The sequence below is a fragment of the Sporosarcina sp. Y1004 genome, from assembly GCF_057669665.1.
Genome location: NZ_JBYHFQ010000030.1, coordinates 1 through 16999 on the forward strand (window position 1 = coordinate 1; position 16999 = coordinate 16999).

Sequence of the window (16999 nt, forward strand, 5' to 3'; positions counted from 1 at the left end):
CAAGACCCCGAACATCCTTCAAACAGGAATGCTGCCCCGTTAGTTTAAGTACATTTCTTCACAATCTTTACAACTATACTAACAAAAAATACTTGTAGTCTTTAGTGTGTTGACTTTGGGTATACCCTGTCACGTTATTTATTTGCGTACTTTCAAAGCAGCTAGACAGGAATACCTTCCCTCACCGTTGACTCGTTTGCGTGACTACATCGGCTTTCCGGTGTGCTTCCAGTTTTTCACGAATTGATGCCGGAATCGTGACCGCTTTTGGTTTTCCATCGAAGGAAGTCCAAGCGCGCAACGTGAACCCTTCAGCGATGAATGTATCCCCCCTGTAGAAGCTATGGGACAATTTAAACACCTTATTGTGGATTTCGACCACTTTCGTTATGACGACTGCCTCGTCATCAAATACGAGCGGCGTTTTAAACTTACAGTTGGATTCCAAAAGCGGAACACTGATTCTTTCTTGTTCCATCAACTCGGACGCGGGGTGTCCGAGTTCCGTTAAAAACTCATGTGTCGCTTCGTCCATCCATCTATAAAAGTTTGGAAAGAAAACGATTGTTGCAGGATCAGTGTCGCCCCATCTCACCTTAAACGAATAGTTTGTAGCCATCATGTCAGCCTCCAATTTTATCTGTACGTATTCTCTAAGGGTAAGACCCCCTAGGTGGGGGACCAATCAGGGAGAGTCGAATCTTTACCTGATTCCCCGATGTTTCAGCTTTCTGAAACGAGTTTATACAGTGATATTTTCTTCTAAAATCAATTCTTTCATTTTTACCTTCTGAATTTTACCGCTTGCCGTCAATGGAAATTCATGGGTGAATAGGATCCGATTCGGCAACTTATAGGTCGCAATTTTCGGTTTCAGATAGTCCAAAATCTCTTGCTCTGTACATGTTTCCCCGGGCACTATTTGGATAACTGCGCAAACGATTTCGCCCAACACTTCATCAGGCAAACCAACAATGATCGCGGTACCTACCGATTTCTTTTCATTTGGATTCTCAAAGTCCCTGGGCTCTAAAATGCTATCCAGAATTTCTTGTTGCATAGATTTCACTTTATCTAGTATTGAATCGATATCCATAGATCGGCTTTGATTATGTTTCTTAAGCTTATTCAAATCAGCGACCAATGTCTTCATTTTCTGTGTAGCTTCTATCCCTGCATCAGTCGAATTATCTTTCAACATTGAATTGAACACTTCGTTTTGTATTGAATCAATGGCCCGAGCCACAACGTCTTGTGCATGACTACGAACAATAAGCGATACTGTGTCCTTTTGATCGACCGTTTCCCAAAGGGCATTTTCAAGAATGACAATATCATCGACTTTTACAACTTGCCGTTGATTGATGAGTGCCTTCGCTTGCAGCACGCTCAATGATTGTTTGATGCGTCGATCTGATGGGCGAATCCCTCCATCTCTTAACTCCATGCGTATCTTTGAAAGAGTCTCGTAAACTTCATTAGGAATGGCTACCATGTCCATGAAAAACTGAAGTTGAATCAATTCTTCCATTGTCATTGATGGCATTGGCTGATGTTGTCCATTCCCTTTCATCATGGAAACAAAATTCGTTTTATCTGCTATATAGTCGAATTCAAATCTTAACAGGAACCGATTGAATAGAGCCTAAGTCAAGTGAACCGTTAGTTTTTAAAAAAGGACAAATTCATTCTCCGAACTAAAAGTCAGGAAATGAATTTGCCCTTTAAACAAATGTACCCGTTCACGGTGCAACTAATGGATAACGCAATTAATAGTTAATGAACCTTTATAAGTTATTGATTAAATCGTCCGCGCTGACGAAGCAATTCACGATTTAAATCTGGATTTTCTTCGAACGCAGCCCGTCCGTGAAGCCAAAAGATATTATTGAGAACAACCAGATCGCCGACCGGAAGCTCCAATTCAATAACGCTTTCATCATTTTCCATCGAATGAGATAGCTCGCGAAGGTATTTTGCCTGCTCAATGGTTTCGGGATAAACAAATTGATCAATGTAACAGATTCCCGGTTTGTTATTGTGATTAAAGAAAGTCAAGCGATCAACCTCTTGTGCAACATTTTTACTTGCAGGAGCTTTATAGGTGAATTTATGACCCGCCAATGGATGGCTCGCATACTTGTCAAGCTCTTTCCAGTCATCGAGATGCAACAAGCGTGATTCGCCGCCTTGAGCATTCTCTTCAATTATCTTCATCATCAGAAGCCAGTCTGTCGGCTCATCTACAAACGTGCCATCTGTGTGAAGTGAAAATAAGCGGTACGCCTGGCGAAGATAAGAATCGCTACTGTCGGTATGTTTTACGCTAAAGCGCGCATAGTATTTTCCAGACATGGAATCGTGGTTAGGTGTACCCAGCAAATGCGAGATGGCTGTAGCGAAAATAACGAATTCGTCAGTATTTTCCGTGACGCCTTCTAAACCAAGCGTAAACCCACCAGACTCTCGGTCATGCACGATTCTGCGAAGCAGAGCTTCGAATTCTTCCCCTGTTTCCTCTAACAGATAAGAAGAGACGATGTGGCGCTCATATGGCGTATATTCCAAATGCTGGACAGTTTGATTATTCTGTTTCACTTTTTCTAAAAAGTTCACAATCACATTTGTTGAAATGTCAATGTGATACAAACGATTGGACTGCGGGTGAATTTTCACCTCATAGGCTTCCGTTTTCTGTTCAAATTTTACTTTTCTCATTTCTGCAATACTCATGAATAACTCCTCCTGTTATTTGTAATGTAGGTGAATCTGACAAACAGGAAATATAAAAAGCCAATCGTACAAGATCCCTAATAAATAAGGAATTTCTCTTGTACAACTGGCTTATATTCACTTCACCGCTCTATGTAAATAGAGTCGCAGCAAATTAGCAGTTAATTGTCATTTATGTTTCCTGTTTTCAAGTATTTATAATCCATCCACGATTCCGAAAGGGTGTTTTTCGAAAGGTGGAAATATCTTAAATACTTGATTGACTCTATAATACCTCTTTTAAACAGATATGTCAAATACTTTTAAATATTTTAATTTATTAAACTTTAATCTTATCTTCAGTCTGAATTTGATGAAAATGTTGACCAAGATCCTTCAATGCTGCAATGAGGGCATTTGTTGCCTTACCGTGGTAATAAGTTTGAATCTCATTGACTGCGTCATCTACACTATCTTTTAGACTTGTTCCTCTTAATATACGGTCAATAAATTCGCGGCTGTGCTCTGTTGCCAAAGTACAAGATGCTTCTAATACAACTCCATATTTAACATCGACCTCAGCAGTAATCGTTAATGTTTCAAAGACAGTTTTCGCCGCCATTCCCTGCGGTAAACGTGCATGACCAGCAATGAAAATCGTTTTTCCATTTAGCATAATTGAACCACCCCTTAAATAATTATTTATTAAACTAGTACAGCTTCTTTTATGTTTAACTGTTCTGGTATTCTATTAACAATCTCTTTTCCAATTTCAATAGAAGCTGTTGCAGCTGGAGATGGTGCATTACATACATGGATAGTTCGTTTCCCCATTATAATATGGAAATCATCAACCATATTACCATCACGTTTTAATGCTTGTGCACGAACACCAGCAGGTGCAGGTATTAAATCAGCTTCTTGGATTTCAGGTATCAATTCCTGAAGGCTTTTTGTAAATTGCTTCTTGCTAAAAGAACGGACATATTCATCTAGCCCTTCTTTCGCAAACTTACTAGCCATTTTCCATAATCCGGGGAAACTTAAAGATTCTATTAAATCTTTTGCATTAAAGTCTGTCTTTTTGTAACCTTCGCGTTTAAAACTAAGCACTGCATTGGGTCCTGCATCGACTTCACCGCTAATCATTCGAGTAAAATGGACGCCTAAAAAAGGAAACTTTGGATTCGGAACTGGATAAATTAAATGTTTAACTAAATGACGCTTTTCTGGTACCAGTTTAAAATACTCACCTCTAAACGGCAAAATTTTCATATCCGTTTTATATCCTGCAGCTGCCGCCACACGGTCACTGTGAAGCCCGGCACAGTTAATCACCATACCAGCTTTTAAGGTTCCCCGATTTGTTTCGATGATAACTCGGTCAGATTCTTCATGCATTTTTTCCACTCTTGTATTTAAGTGTATTTCCCCACCGTGCTTTTGTATAATTTCGGCGAATTTTTCACTAACTTGTTTGTAATTTACGATACCAGCCTGCGGAACACGAATTGCACCTAGTCCGTTAACATGCGGTTCGATTTCCTTTAATTCATCTCCACCGATTTTTTGAATGGCTAATTCATTTTGCAGCCCACGTTGATATAAGTTCTCCAGAAGTGATAACTCTTCCTGTTTTGTTGCGACAATTACTTTTCCACATATATCATGGTCTATTCCATAGGTTTGACAGAATTCAGTCATCGATTTACTTCCTTGTCGTGCAAAACGCGCTTTGAAACTACCAGGCTTGTAATATATCCCCGAATGAATAACTCCACTATTGTGTCCTGTTTGATGCTCAGCAACAACCGATTCCTTTTCAATAATGACTACTTTCGCATTAGGAAAGCGTTCGTAAATTGCCATCCCCGTAGACAAACCAACAATTCCTCCACCAACTACTGCAAAATCATACATTAATCAAGCACCCCTTTTATTTCAGATTTTCGCTATTAAGCAGTTCCAAATAAATAATTAAATTATTTTTGGTCCGCAAAATATGATATTCCACGGCTGCTCTTACCTCATCAGGATCTCCCCGTAAAACTGCTTCATAAATCATTCTGTGCTCCCAATCAATTAGCAAATTCGGTGCAATGGGAGAAATGCCAAGCGTTTCTACCGTTTTTTGCACCCTTTGCCATGGACAACCTTTACGTAATGTTTCATGAAATAACGAATTTACTGAATATAACGTTCATTTTTTTCGCTAGATATTTGAGATCTTCCATTTTAATCAACATTTCTTCCAAATATTTTTTCCTCATCCGTTAAAAATGGGATAGACTTTTCAACTGCAAGCCCTTCTAAAATTGAACGGGTATGATAAATTTCTTCTATATTATCCCGGGTAATTGGTGTAACAATTGCTCCCTTATGCGGAACCATTTCTACTAAACCTTCTATCTGGAGTTGAGTAAGTGCTTCTCTCATCGGCATTCGACTCACATCCAACCGTTCAGCCCATTCCTCCTGAATAAGTCGATCACCCTTTTTTAGCGTCCCATTCAATATCGCCTTCCTAAGGCTTGCCGTTACATAGTTAACAACTGTTGATTTTTCTTTACAGATATCGTCCAATACACCACCCCCTACATACAGATAAGAGCAGTACCTTATCCAATTTGTATTAACTGAATACCGTATCTATCCCAGGAATAGTTGTTGAACAAAACATGGACAATTCTTTGTTTTTTTCTTTTCTTTCCTTACGCATTTCAGCTCGTTCCGGTGCAGTTATATTTAATTTTCTCTCTTCTTCAGTTTCAGGAATAACTTTTGCAACATGTGTTAGACGTTTATTTATATCTTTAGCGACAAAAGTTAGAAAAGCAGTTGCAGCCACCTTACGCTCACCACTTTTTAAATCTTCAGCAATCACTTTCACAAACACTTCTATAGATGATGTGCTTGCCCATGTTACATACGATTCAAAACAGACTGCATCTGTTGTTCTGATAGGATATAAGAAGTCTACTGAATCTGCGGAGGCAGTTACACAATCTGTACGGCAATGTCGCAACGCAGAAATTGAAGCAACTTGATCTATATCGCTCATTAATCGACCACCGAATAACGTATTATGACTGTTTACGTCATTTTGAAATACTCGATTTGTTCTTACAACTCTTGATTCTCTACAATACTTTGCTTGCATACTTACTACCTCTTTTCCTTCAATTTTAAAAAGTTTGTATCTAATTATATTGACTAATCGCTGATTTCTCCAAAATTTCAACGATATCCAACAGAAACGGGGAGGATATGCCCTGTAATATAGGCTGCCTCATCACTAGCTAAAAATAGTGCCGCAAAGTGCCCTTTAAATTAAGGGCCATCGCATCATCCTAGCGATCGCCATCAATTTCAAAAAAGATTTAATCATGGTCGTATCACGGATACCCCCACAACATTCACTAGAATATCTATTTTCGAGAACCTTTGATTTGCTTCATCCACAATTTCTTTTATTTCATCAAAATTCAGTACGCTTCCCCATGAGTTATGTAAGAAAAGAGCCTGCATCCCTCATTTCAAAGCATTAAATAATACTGTCCTCATTAAAAACTCCTTAGAATTTTAACATCGAGTTTTTCGACAGAAAATAAACTACTCTTTACGAAAACAACTTTAGTTTAATAGCTTTATATAGTAAAACTCCCCTCAGTGCAGAATTTTCTTTCATCTCCACTGAGGGGTTAGTCACCCGATCTAGCTCTCTTTATTGATATTTCCGATGCAATTGAGCTGCAATAATATTCTTTTGAATTTCAGATGTCCCTTCATATATTCTCGTAATGCGGGCATCACGGTAATAACGTTCGATTGGATAATCAGATATATACCCCATTCCTCCATGAATTTGGACGGCTTTATCTGCAACTCGACCGTATGTTTCCGAACCAAGCAATTTGACCATGGCTGCTTCTTTAATCACATTCTTACCTTGATCAACCAGATTGGCTACATGATACGTAAATGCACGAAGCGCTTCAATTTCTGTCGCCATTTCAGCTAAGTAGTGTTGAATAATTTGTTGTTCAAAAATGGGTTTTCCAAACTGTATACGCATATGAGCATATTCAAGTGACATATCTAATAATTTATCAGCAGACCCAAGGTTTCTTGCCGCCATCGCCGCTCGTCCGTTCGCTAATATTTTCAACGCATTGACATACCCTTGACCTTCTTCACCTAGCACATTCTCAATTGGAACTTTACAATCTTCAAAGAAAATCTCCCATGTGTGTGATCCATGAAGACCCATTTTCTTTTCTTTGTTTCCTAACTTAAATCCTGGGAAATCCTTTTCAACTATGAACGACGTAATCCCTTTCGGTCCTTTAGATGGATCTGTAACGGCCATCACTGTGAATACATCTGCAAGTCCAGCATTGGTAATATAGCACTTAGAGCCATTAAGAATATAATGATCACCTTTTTTTACAGCTGTTGTTTTTAAATTGTGCGCGTGAGATCCGGCACTTGGCTCAGTTAAAGCAAAGGCACCAATGTATTCCCCGCTAGCCATTTTCGGTAGATACTTTTGTTTTTGTTCTTCATTTGCCAATTCTACAATTCCAACACTACCAATTCCCGTATGACCACCAATAACAGTTGTATAACCATTAATGGTTCTGCCGACTTCCTCTAACACAGCACATTTTCCAAGCATTCCAATCCCTAGACCGCCATACTCTTCTGGAATACTAAGAGCAAATAAACCCATTTCCTTCGATTTGTCTAAAATACTTTGGGGGATGTTATCTGTTTCTTCAATTAAATTTGCATGTGGTTCTATTTCATTCTCAATAAAGTCACGAATTCCTTGTTTTAATTGTTCAATATCCTTTGTTAACACTTGTACCATTTAACTCACGTTCCTTCCATTTATTATTTTTCTGTGGTTTTTCGCTATTTCACTTTCTAATTATTTATAAGTATAAAAACCTTGTTCCGATTTCCTACCTAATCTTCCTGCTTTCACATACTTTACTAGTAATGGAGAGGGACGATATTTCTCACCTAGAGCGTGATAAAGAAACTCCATATTGCGAAGACGACTGTCCAAACCAACGAGATCTGCCATTTCTAGTGGACCCATTGGATGATTTAAGCCTAGTTTAATCGCTTTATCAATATCTTCAGCTGATGCGACACCTTCCATTAACATATTCATGGCTTCATTTCCGATAATGCAATTCATCCGACTTGTTACAAATCCTGGAAATTCATTGACCTCAACTGTTTCTTTTCCCATCTTTCCGGAAACTTGACGGACAATCTCTACCGTTTTGTCTGAAGTATCCATACCGCGAATAATTTCAATTAATTTCATACGGTGAACAGGATTGAAAAAGTGCATCGCAACAAATTGATCTGGTTTTTTCGTTGTAGCACCAATTTCAGTCGGGCTCATCGTTGAGGTGTTTGTAGCCAAAATAGCATGGCCTGGTGCAAATTCCTCAATCTTCTTAAAGGTTTCAATCTTTAATTCCATAATTTCAAGGATGGCTTCAATAACCAAATCTGCACTTTCCACTGCTTCTTGCAACCCTGTTGTATAGGTTAAATGTTGTTGTACAAAGTCACGTTGTTCACTTGTGATATATCCTTTTTCAACACTTTTATTAGCAAGTATTCCGTTATCATTCTTTGCCTTTTCAAGTGCTTCTGCTGATATATCTTGAAGGGTTACTTCAAAACCTGATAAGGCAGCTGTATAGGCAATGCCGCGCCCCATAGTTCCACTGCCAATGACTGCAATCTTTTTTACTTCCATTTCATTTCCTCCTATTTATACCAAGCAATTTTCAAATACAGTCGTAATTCCTTGTCCGCCGCCAATACACAATGTCACTATTCCATACTTCACGCCTCTGCGTTCCATTTCATGTAGTAGTTTTGTCGTAAGAACAGACCCCGTGGCCCCCAGTGGATGACCTAGTGCAATCGCACCACCGTTAACATTCAATTTATCTAGATCCAGATTTAGTTCCTTTATAACCGCAATGGATTGAGCGGCAAAAGCCTCATTTAACTCAATTAACCCAATGTCCCCCAGTGTTAAATTGGCTCTTTGTAGAGCAAGTTTTGTGGATGTAACCGGTCCAATTCCCATAATTTCAGGAGACACACCTGAAACAGCTTGTGAAACGATCTTTGCTTTTGGCTGTACTCCAAATTGATTCACTGCATCTTCAGACATCAAAATGACGGCCGATGCCCCATCATTTCGTCCGCTGCTGTTTCCAGCTGTAACGGATCCATTTTCTTTAAAAACTGGTTTCAAACCTCCCAGCTTTTCTAAACTGGTTAGACGTGGATGTTCATCCACCTTAAAAGTCTTCACGCTCTTACGCTCCTGAACCTCATAAGGAACGATTTCTTTTTCAAACCTGCCTGAAGAAATTGCATCATGCGTAAGTTGCTGACTCCTCATGGCAAACTCATCCTGCTCTTCTCGAGAAATACCATATTGTTCAGCTAAATTTTCCGCCGTTAAGCCCATGGTTAAATTCCCATACTCTTCAATCGGTTGAGAGCGTAATTGGCTTTCCGTATTGGAATCGACAAGAACATTATTTCCTGTACCTATTCCATAACGGGCATTTCGAATATAAAATGGCGCTAAACTCATCGATTCAACACCGCCTGCAACGATTACCTCATTCAGCCCGAATGCGATTTGCAGTGCTCCATTATTGATCGCTTGAAGGGACGAACCGCACTGTCTATGAACCGTGTACCCTGGAACATCCACAGGAAGTCCTGCACGGAGCGCAGCAAGCCGGCCAATATTTGGCTGATCTGACGTTTGTTTTGTCTGGCCAAGTATGACTTCTCCTACAGCACTTTTATCTATGTTCGCTCTACTAACAACTTCTTCAATCACTTTTGCGGCAAGAAAGTCAGATGGAACATCCTTTAACGTCCCCCCCATTTTTCCTATAGCCGTTCGAACTGTTTCAACTACATATACTGGTTTCATATGCTCCTCCTATAGAAATGAATAGATTTAAGGAGCCATAAACTCCTATAGATCTATTACTGTATTTGAATGCTTATTTTAACGAATCTACCAATAACTGAATTATCCGAACTACCACCATGTTCAACTTCAACTTTTGGACGTTACTAATTGATGATTCGTAGATTTGTATTCTTTACCGATGATTTCCTTCGCAATGACCATCATATTTGCTTGTGCCGTTCCATCCCCAATTTCCAAACCAATGACATCACGTAAACGCTGTTCGTGAGGCATTTCCTTTGTATAAGCATAGTGACCGTTAAACAACAGACATTCATGAATCGCTTCTACACCATATTTTGGTCCTAACCATTTGACAGATGCAGATTCCTTAGAGTGCGGTAATCCCTGGTCACGAAGCCAAAGGCCACGATACGCCTGCCATTTGACAAACTCTAATTGAGTATAGTGAGTGACAAGTGGGAAAGATACCCCTTGATAAGTTGCTAGTGGTTTGCCAAAGGAAGTTCTCATTTTGACGTGTTCAATCGTCTCATCTATACTTTGTGAAGCGGCTCCTACACATTGAAGACCGATTAATAGACGGCTAAGATCAAACCCATTCATAACCTGGGAAAATCCTTTGTTTTCAAGGCCAATCAAATTCTCCTCTGGTACCACTACATCGGATAAATAAACTGAACCGCGTCCTACTGGAATGTTTCCCATATCCTCGTAACCTTTACATTCCACACCTGGAAGATCAGAAGGAACGATAAAGCAGCTAATCCCACGGTTACCCAGTTCAGGATCAGTTTTAGCAAAAATGAGAAAGGCATCTGCGACGGTTGCTACACTAATTCCTGACTTTTCACCGTTTAAGACATACCCATTTCCTTGACGGACGGCCGTTGTTTTAATTCCGCCAGCGTCTGTTCCAGCAGTAGGCTCTGTAATCGCAATCCCGACGATTCTCTCGCCACTCGCTATTTTCGGAAGCCACTCCTGCTTTAAGTCTTCAGTTGCATGTTTATTGATAATTTCACCAATTAAAGCATTTAACATGACAGCATAAGTAAGATTGAAATCACCGCGACCGATTTCCTCGGCTGCAATCCCTGTTGTTACACAATCCGCTCCACTTCCCCCATACTCAACCGGAATGCGAAGTCCATTTACACCTAATTCACCCAACTTCCTCCATAAATGTCTTGGCGTGATCCCTTCTCTATCCCACTTCATATAGTTTGGTAAGAGTTCCTCGCTTGCAAAGTCCCTTAACACCTTACGAAAAAATTCTTGCTCCTCTGTGAATGAAAAATTTAACATGTTAATTCCCCCTATTAATTATTTAATAAAACTATTTATACCTACTTATAATGCAAGTTTTGTGCCAATATATAACCTTGACATTAGAGCATAAAATCTAAGATTTTCGCGTAATTGATAATTTTTTCGCAAAATTAAGAATCACTTGTGCAAAATCGGGAACTTTTTATCGAAATTGAAAGTTTACTAGAAAAATGCAGGTATGATCTACTTTTTCATTACAGTGCTTTTTCTACAATTTCTACGATATCAAAGTTTCCTACGGAATCTTCCAATTCTTTGGACTTCACCCCATCACTTATCATCGTTAAACAATATGGGCATCCAGTACCAATCATGGTTGGTTTTGTCTCAAGAAGCTGTTCTGTTCTTGCTACATTAATTCTTGTTCCCATAGTCTCCTCTGTCCACATCATCCCGCCGCCAGCTCCGCAGCACATGCCGTCTTCACGGTTACGCTGGGCTTCAACTAGTTTTACACCTGGGATTGCTTTTAAAATTTCACGTGGCGGATCATAGACGGTATTGTAGCGACCTAAATAACAAGAGTCATGATACGTAATCACTTCATTTAATTCTTTTGTAAACTTTATTCGTCCTTCTTTGATCCACTGATACAGCAATTCTGTATGATGATACACTTCTGCTTCAAGACCAAATTCCGGATACTCATTTTTAAACGAGTTATAAGCATGTGGATCAATCGTGACGATTTTCTTCACGTTATGCTTTTGAAAAGTATCAATATTCGCAGTTGCTAACTCCTGGAATAAAAACTCATTTCCAATTCGTCGGGGTGTATCACCTGAATTTTTCTCTTCGTTCCCAAGAATGGCAAATTTAATTCCTGCTACATTCATGATACGGACAAATGACTGGGCAATCTTTTGGCTGCGATTATCATAAGATCCCATAGAACCAACGAAGAATAAGCATTCAAATTCTTGTCCAGATTTTTCCACTTCTTTCACAGTTGGCACTTGAATATCTTCACGGGCCTCACGCCATTTTTCACGCTCTTTTTTATTAATGCCCCAAGGGTTTCCTTGACGCTCGATATTTGTGATTGCACGCTGAGCATCAGCATTCATTTTTCCTTCTGTTAATACGAGGTAACGGCGCAGATCAATGATTTTGTCCACATGTTCGTTCGCAACCGGACATTGATCCTCACAATTGCGACAAGTTGTACAAGCCCAAATTTCTTCCTCTGTAATGATATCGCCAATCAAATTAGGCATTTCAATCGTCACTGCCGATTCCTGCGCTGCTAATCCAGCCATTGCTAATGAAGGTGTTGCCGGGGAACCGAAAACTGAACGAGGCATCCACGGACTACGCGACGTAACGACAGCCCCTTTTTCCGTCAAATGGTCTCTCATTTTCACGATTAAGTTCATTGGAGATAACGTCTTGCCGGTTGCTGATGCAGGACACATATTCGTACAACGTCCACATTCAGCACATGCATATAAATCGATTAACTGATGCTGGGTAAAATCTTCAATTTTCCCAACTCCAAAGGATTCTGCCTCTTCGTCCTCAAAATCAATCTTTCTTAATTTCCCAACAGGGCCTTGTTTTTTAAAGAAGATGTTAATCATGGCAAAGAGTTCATGAAATTGCTTGGACTGTGGCACAAAGACCATAAAGGTGAAAACAATTGCCATATGAACCCACCAAAATATGTTGAACAATATGGTTCCAACGGTTACTCCAACCCCGCCAAACAATAACGCAATACTGCCTGAGAATGGGGCATATACAAGATTTGGTTCAGACCCAAGCATAATCGCTTCGAATCCTAATGTAATCAAGATTGATGAAGTTAGCGTAAATAAGGCGATATATACAAAAGCCGCTTTGCCATCACGCTTCCATTGCAACCGTTTTAACTTTTCACCATAACGGCGATAAAATCCATATACGACGGCCAACATCATGAGTAACGTTGCCCATTCCTGTATAAGACTGTAATATTTATGTGCTTCACCGAAAGGAAACTCATAACCTCTAATAAATCCTTTAATGATGAGTTCTATTAGTCCTATTTGAATGATAAAAAAGGTATAAAATAAGACTAAGTGCATTACACCACTTTTCTTGTCTTTGAATAATTTCTTTTGACCGAACCCGTTGATCAAGATCAAATTGATTCGTTCTTTCAGATTTGGTTCAAATTCTGCTTTTTTACCAAGTTTTATAAACAAATAGCGAGTGTATAGAAGATTAACAAATAAATACAGGGCATATCCAACCACAGCTAGAAAAACAAGTAAATTCAGTAATGAGAACATTTCTTATATCCCCTTTGATGACAAGTTTTTTAAATGACAGGGAGGATATGAACTCCTCCCATAGCCATCTATCTTAGACCCCTGCACCAACCAGTGCTTTTTTAAATTCCTCCGTTAGCATTGGCACTACTTCAAATAAATCGCCAACAATTCCATAATCAGCAACATCAAAAATCGGTGCTTCCGGATCCTTATTAATCGCCACAATCACTTTTGAATTCGACATCCCTGCTAAATGTTGAATCGCTCCTGAAATCCCAACAGCAATATAAAGATCTGGAGTGACAACCTTGCCAGTTTGTCCAATTTGTAAAGAATAATCGCAATATCCTGCATCACAAGCGCCGCGTGAAGCCCCTACTGCAGCACCTAATGCTGCACTGAGGTCCTCCAAAAGCTGAAAGTTCTCCGCATCCTTCATCCCACGACCGCCTGAAACAATGATTTTCGCTTCAGATAAATCGATACCACCTGTTGATTTTTTGACAATATCTTTAATCGTTGTGCGAAGATCTTTAATCTCCACTCCGACTTGACTGACTTCACCAGAACGAGATTCTTCTTTTTCTAATGGAGGAATGTTATTAGGACGAACCGTTGCAATGATCATGCCATCCTTAATTTTGATCTTTTCAAAAGCTTTTCCAGAATATATGGGAGTCGTGAAAATCGCTTCTCCACCATCGTTTTCGATATTAATCACATCAGACACCAATCCAGCCTTTAATTTTGTGGCAATTCTTGGAGATAAATCTTCCCCTTGCGCGGTATGTCCCATTATCAAGCCATCAGGCTTTTCTATCTCTAGTACTTGGAGTAATGATTGTTGATAGGCATCCGTCGTATACTCTTTTAGATCCGAATGTTCTACCTTCACCACACGATCTGCTCCGTAGTGAATCAGGCTTAAAGCTTCATCACCAATAGATTCTCCAAATAAGGCAGCAACAATCTCGCCGCCATCTGCAATGAGTTTCGCTGCAGCAATCGCTTCAAATGTAACGTTTCTTAGAGCTCCGTCACGAATATCCCCTAAAACTAATACTTTCTTTGTCATATTTATCGCCTCCATTAAATAACTTTTGCTTCAGATTTTAATAAGGATACTAACTCTTGGACTTGTTGATTTAATTCACCCGCTAACACTTTTCCTTGTTGTTTCTTCGGTGTCAAGAAGACCTCGACCTTTTTGGTTTTAGCTTCTACATCCTCTTCTTCTAAATCTAAATCATCTAACTCAAGAATAGTTAACGGTTTCTTCTTTGCTTTCATAATCCCTGGTAGGGATGGATAACGCGGTTCATTCAACCCTTGTTGAGTCGTCACAAGAACTGGTAGATGTACTTCAAGCGTTTCTTCGTCCCCTTCCACATCATGAATAAGGGTAGCTTTTCCGTCTTCAATCGTTAGGCTTGTAATCGCCGTAACTTGAGGAATGCCTAGTAATTCAGCTACACGTGGCCCTACTTGACCTGAACCTCCATCGACCGCTACATTACCTGCGAGAATAATATCTGGATTTTTATCTTTTAAATAGGTTGCTAGAATCGTTGCCGTTGTATATTGATCGATCTCCTCAAAATCTTCACTATCAATCAACACCGCTTTATCAGCACCCATGGCAAGAGCGGTACGAAGCTCTTTGTCTGCTTCCTGTTCTCCAAAGGTTACAACCGTCACTTCACCGCCATGTTTCTCCTTAAGAGCAATGCCTTCCTCGATGGCGTACTCGTCATAAGGATTAATGATAAATTCCACCCCATCGCTCTTAATATTACCGTTTTCAATGGCAATCCTTTCTTCCGTATCAAAGGTACGCTTCATAATCACGTAAATGTTCATTTGCCTCTCTCCTCTTTTGTTATTTTATCCATTATCTGGATAAGACTTAAGGTTTTACCATCCCATTGTTTTAGACATTGAGAGATTGAATGGAAACTTACATCCCTCATTTATTATACTTGCAAGTTTCGTGCCAACTATTAGCCTATATAAGTAAAGAATGAGGTTCATATTATCTCGCAAAAATGATAATTTTTCGCAATATTGTGAATCATTTTCGTGAAAGTAAGGGTCTACCTGTAACCTGTAACCTGTATCCATCATTTTTTGTCCTTTTTTCTATACAAGGGTAGTAAAGGAAAGAATCGTTTTCTCTTTAACGAAGAATTAATCTTTTATAGAGGAAGTAGCATGATAAAATATATTCATTTAGTACATCCCTAGAAAGCAGAGAGAGTTCATTTTCTCCCTTTTTCCCCTTATTTTCTATTTTTTCATGACGGCCGCTTCCCCATCTACTACTAACTCCATATGTTGATTCATCACTTGTGTTTTTAACTTAATGATTTTTTTATCATCCCTTTTTTCCACTACCTCGACATTTGCTTTTATCGTATCTCCAATTTTTACAGGTAGTAGAAACTTGAAGTTTTGGGACAAATAAATCGTGTTCGGCCCAGGCAGCCTCATTCCAATTACAGTAGAAATTATACTACCTGATAAAATACCATGGGCAATTCTTTCTTTAAAAGGTGTTGTCATCGCATACTCTGGATCAAGGTGTACCGGATTAAAATCACCCGTCAACCTGGCAAATTGAACAATATCATACTCAGTAATCGTTTTAGTAAAAGTGTCTGTATCCCCTATTTGAATATCATCATACATGAGTTCTTTCTTTATAACTCTAATATCCATTATCTGTATCTCCTTTTATTTTTAGGCTCACTTCTTAAACCTTGTTGCTTATTAAAAGAGCCTGCAAACTGAATTCAAAAGCATAAGTTTAATGATTTGACAAAGTAGGATAAACAAGAATCAGTCCTTTTCATCAATAACTTTTTGTGAATCTATCCTACCTTTGAAAACTCCTTTACCCGAGCATACTGTGACCGCCGTTTATTGAAATCACTTGACCAGTAATCCACTCCGCATGGTTCGATAGCAAAAATAATATCATCCCCGTCACATCGTCCACTTTTCCAAGCCGTTTTAACGGATATTGCTTTACAACTTTTTCTAATGTATTTTCATTAAATCCCAATGAATCTTGGTCGATCAATCCAAGTGATACTGTGTTACACTGGACATTGCTTTTTCCTACATCTTGCGCTAAAGATTTTAAGAAGCTAATAGCCCCATTCCTAGCAGCAGCAGAAACTATTAAATTTTTGTCACCTGTTTGAGCCGAATCGCCTACGATATTAATGAACTTCCCTTGCTTTTTTTCGATCATGTCAGGCATAAACGTATGCACTAAATTCAGAACTCCGTAAAAGCAAGTATCGACTTCATGTTTCCATTCATCTAGTTCATATTGAAAGAACGATTTCATCTTAGCGAAACCCGCATTGTTTACAATACAATCAAGATCACCTAGACTTCTATATAATTCCTCTTTCATCTTTTGGACATCTTCTATTTTTGCGATATTCCCTTTTACAAGATGCACGTTAACGCCGTACGTATAACTGAGTTCCTTAGCTGTAAGAAGAGCTTCCTCTTTAGAACTCAGATAATGTAAACCAATATTCGCCCCTTCGCTGGCGCAAGCATTGGCAATACCTCTTCCTATTCCCTTTGCTGCGCCCGTAATTAAGACGTTTTTTCCTTTTAAATCAAGTTCCACCTATCTTCTCCTCCTGTTATGAAGTGGATACTGTTTCCTTTCATAAAAAATCAA

At 39.1% G+C, this 16999-nt stretch carries 16 protein-coding genes; all 16 read right to left on the reverse strand.

Annotated features, from left to right (window positions below; translation table 11 throughout):
• Positions 1–181 precede the first annotated feature (181 nt).
• On the reverse strand, positions 182–619 hold the full coding sequence (locus AC25Y6_RS16355) for an acyl-CoA thioesterase (RefSeq protein WP_488143770.1): 438 nt from the start codon (positions 617–619) through the stop codon (positions 182–184).
• Positions 620–742: 123 nt separating this feature from the next.
• Positions 743–1576: an AMP-binding enzyme gene (locus AC25Y6_RS16360; RefSeq protein WP_488143771.1), complete on the reverse strand. Its 834-nt coding sequence runs from the start codon at positions 1574–1576 to the stop codon at positions 743–745.
• Positions 1577–1794: 218 nt separating this feature from the next.
• A complete protein-coding gene (gene glaH / locus AC25Y6_RS16365; protein WP_488143772.1) occupies positions 1795–2733 on the reverse strand; it encodes a glutarate dioxygenase GlaH in 939 nt (312 codons plus the stop codon).
• Between the two features lie 319 nt (positions 2734–3052).
• On the reverse strand, positions 3053–3388 hold the full coding sequence (locus AC25Y6_RS16370) for a DUF3870 domain-containing protein (RefSeq protein ID WP_488143773.1): 336 nt from the start codon (positions 3386–3388) through the stop codon (positions 3053–3055).
• 29 nt (positions 3389–3417) lie between these two features.
• Positions 3418–4632: an L-2-hydroxyglutarate oxidase gene (gene lhgO / locus AC25Y6_RS16375; RefSeq protein ID WP_488143774.1), complete on the reverse strand. Its 1215-nt coding sequence runs from the start codon at positions 4630–4632 to the stop codon at positions 3418–3420.
• A 315-nt stretch (positions 4633–4947) separates the two neighbouring features.
• Complete coding sequence (locus AC25Y6_RS16380; protein ID WP_488143775.1) at positions 4948–5295, reverse strand: GntR family transcriptional regulator; 348 nt, start codon at positions 5293–5295, stop codon at positions 4948–4950.
• Positions 5296–5344: 49 nt separating this feature from the next.
• Positions 5345–5872: an acyl-CoA thioesterase gene (locus AC25Y6_RS16385; RefSeq protein WP_488143776.1), complete on the reverse strand. Its 528-nt coding sequence runs from the start codon at positions 5870–5872 to the stop codon at positions 5345–5347.
• Between the two features lie 564 nt (positions 5873–6436).
• On the reverse strand, positions 6437–7585 hold the full coding sequence (locus AC25Y6_RS16390) for an acyl-CoA dehydrogenase family protein (RefSeq protein WP_488143777.1): 1149 nt from the start codon (positions 7583–7585) through the stop codon (positions 6437–6439).
• Positions 7586–7645: 60 nt separating this feature from the next.
• Positions 7646–8497: a 3-hydroxyacyl-CoA dehydrogenase family protein gene (locus tag AC25Y6_RS16395; protein ID WP_488143778.1), complete on the reverse strand. Its 852-nt coding sequence runs from the start codon at positions 8495–8497 to the stop codon at positions 7646–7648.
• A gap of 15 nt (positions 8498–8512) precedes the next feature.
• The gene (locus AC25Y6_RS16400) at positions 8513–9706 is read right to left on the reverse strand and encodes a thiolase family protein (RefSeq protein WP_488143779.1); all 1194 of its coding nucleotides are present in this window, start codon (positions 9704–9706) and stop codon (positions 8513–8515) included.
• Between the two features lie 129 nt (positions 9707–9835).
• Positions 9836–11017: an acyl-CoA dehydrogenase family protein gene (locus tag AC25Y6_RS16405; RefSeq protein WP_488143780.1), complete on the reverse strand. Its 1182-nt coding sequence runs from the start codon at positions 11015–11017 to the stop codon at positions 9836–9838.
• A 218-nt stretch (positions 11018–11235) separates the two neighbouring features.
• Positions 11236–13314: a (Fe-S)-binding protein gene (locus AC25Y6_RS16410; RefSeq protein ID WP_488143781.1), complete on the reverse strand. Its 2079-nt coding sequence runs from the start codon at positions 13312–13314 to the stop codon at positions 11236–11238.
• A 73-nt stretch (positions 13315–13387) separates the two neighbouring features.
• A complete protein-coding gene (locus tag AC25Y6_RS16415) occupies positions 13388–14371 on the reverse strand; it encodes an electron transfer flavoprotein subunit alpha/FixB family protein (RefSeq protein WP_488143782.1) in 984 nt (327 codons plus the stop codon).
• A 14-nt stretch (positions 14372–14385) separates the two neighbouring features.
• Positions 14386–15156, reverse strand: coding sequence for an electron transfer flavoprotein subunit beta/FixA family protein (locus tag AC25Y6_RS16420; protein WP_488143783.1), 771 nt, complete (start codon positions 15154–15156; stop codon positions 14386–14388).
• A 426-nt stretch (positions 15157–15582) separates the two neighbouring features.
• On the reverse strand, positions 15583–16014 hold the full coding sequence (locus AC25Y6_RS16425) for a MaoC family dehydratase (RefSeq protein ID WP_488143784.1): 432 nt from the start codon (positions 16012–16014) through the stop codon (positions 15583–15585).
• Positions 16015–16189: 175 nt separating this feature from the next.
• Positions 16190–16945, reverse strand: a complete 756-nt coding sequence (locus AC25Y6_RS16430) for an SDR family NAD(P)-dependent oxidoreductase (RefSeq protein ID WP_488143785.1) — start codon at positions 16943–16945, stop codon at positions 16190–16192.
• Positions 16946–16999: the final 54 nt, after the last annotated feature.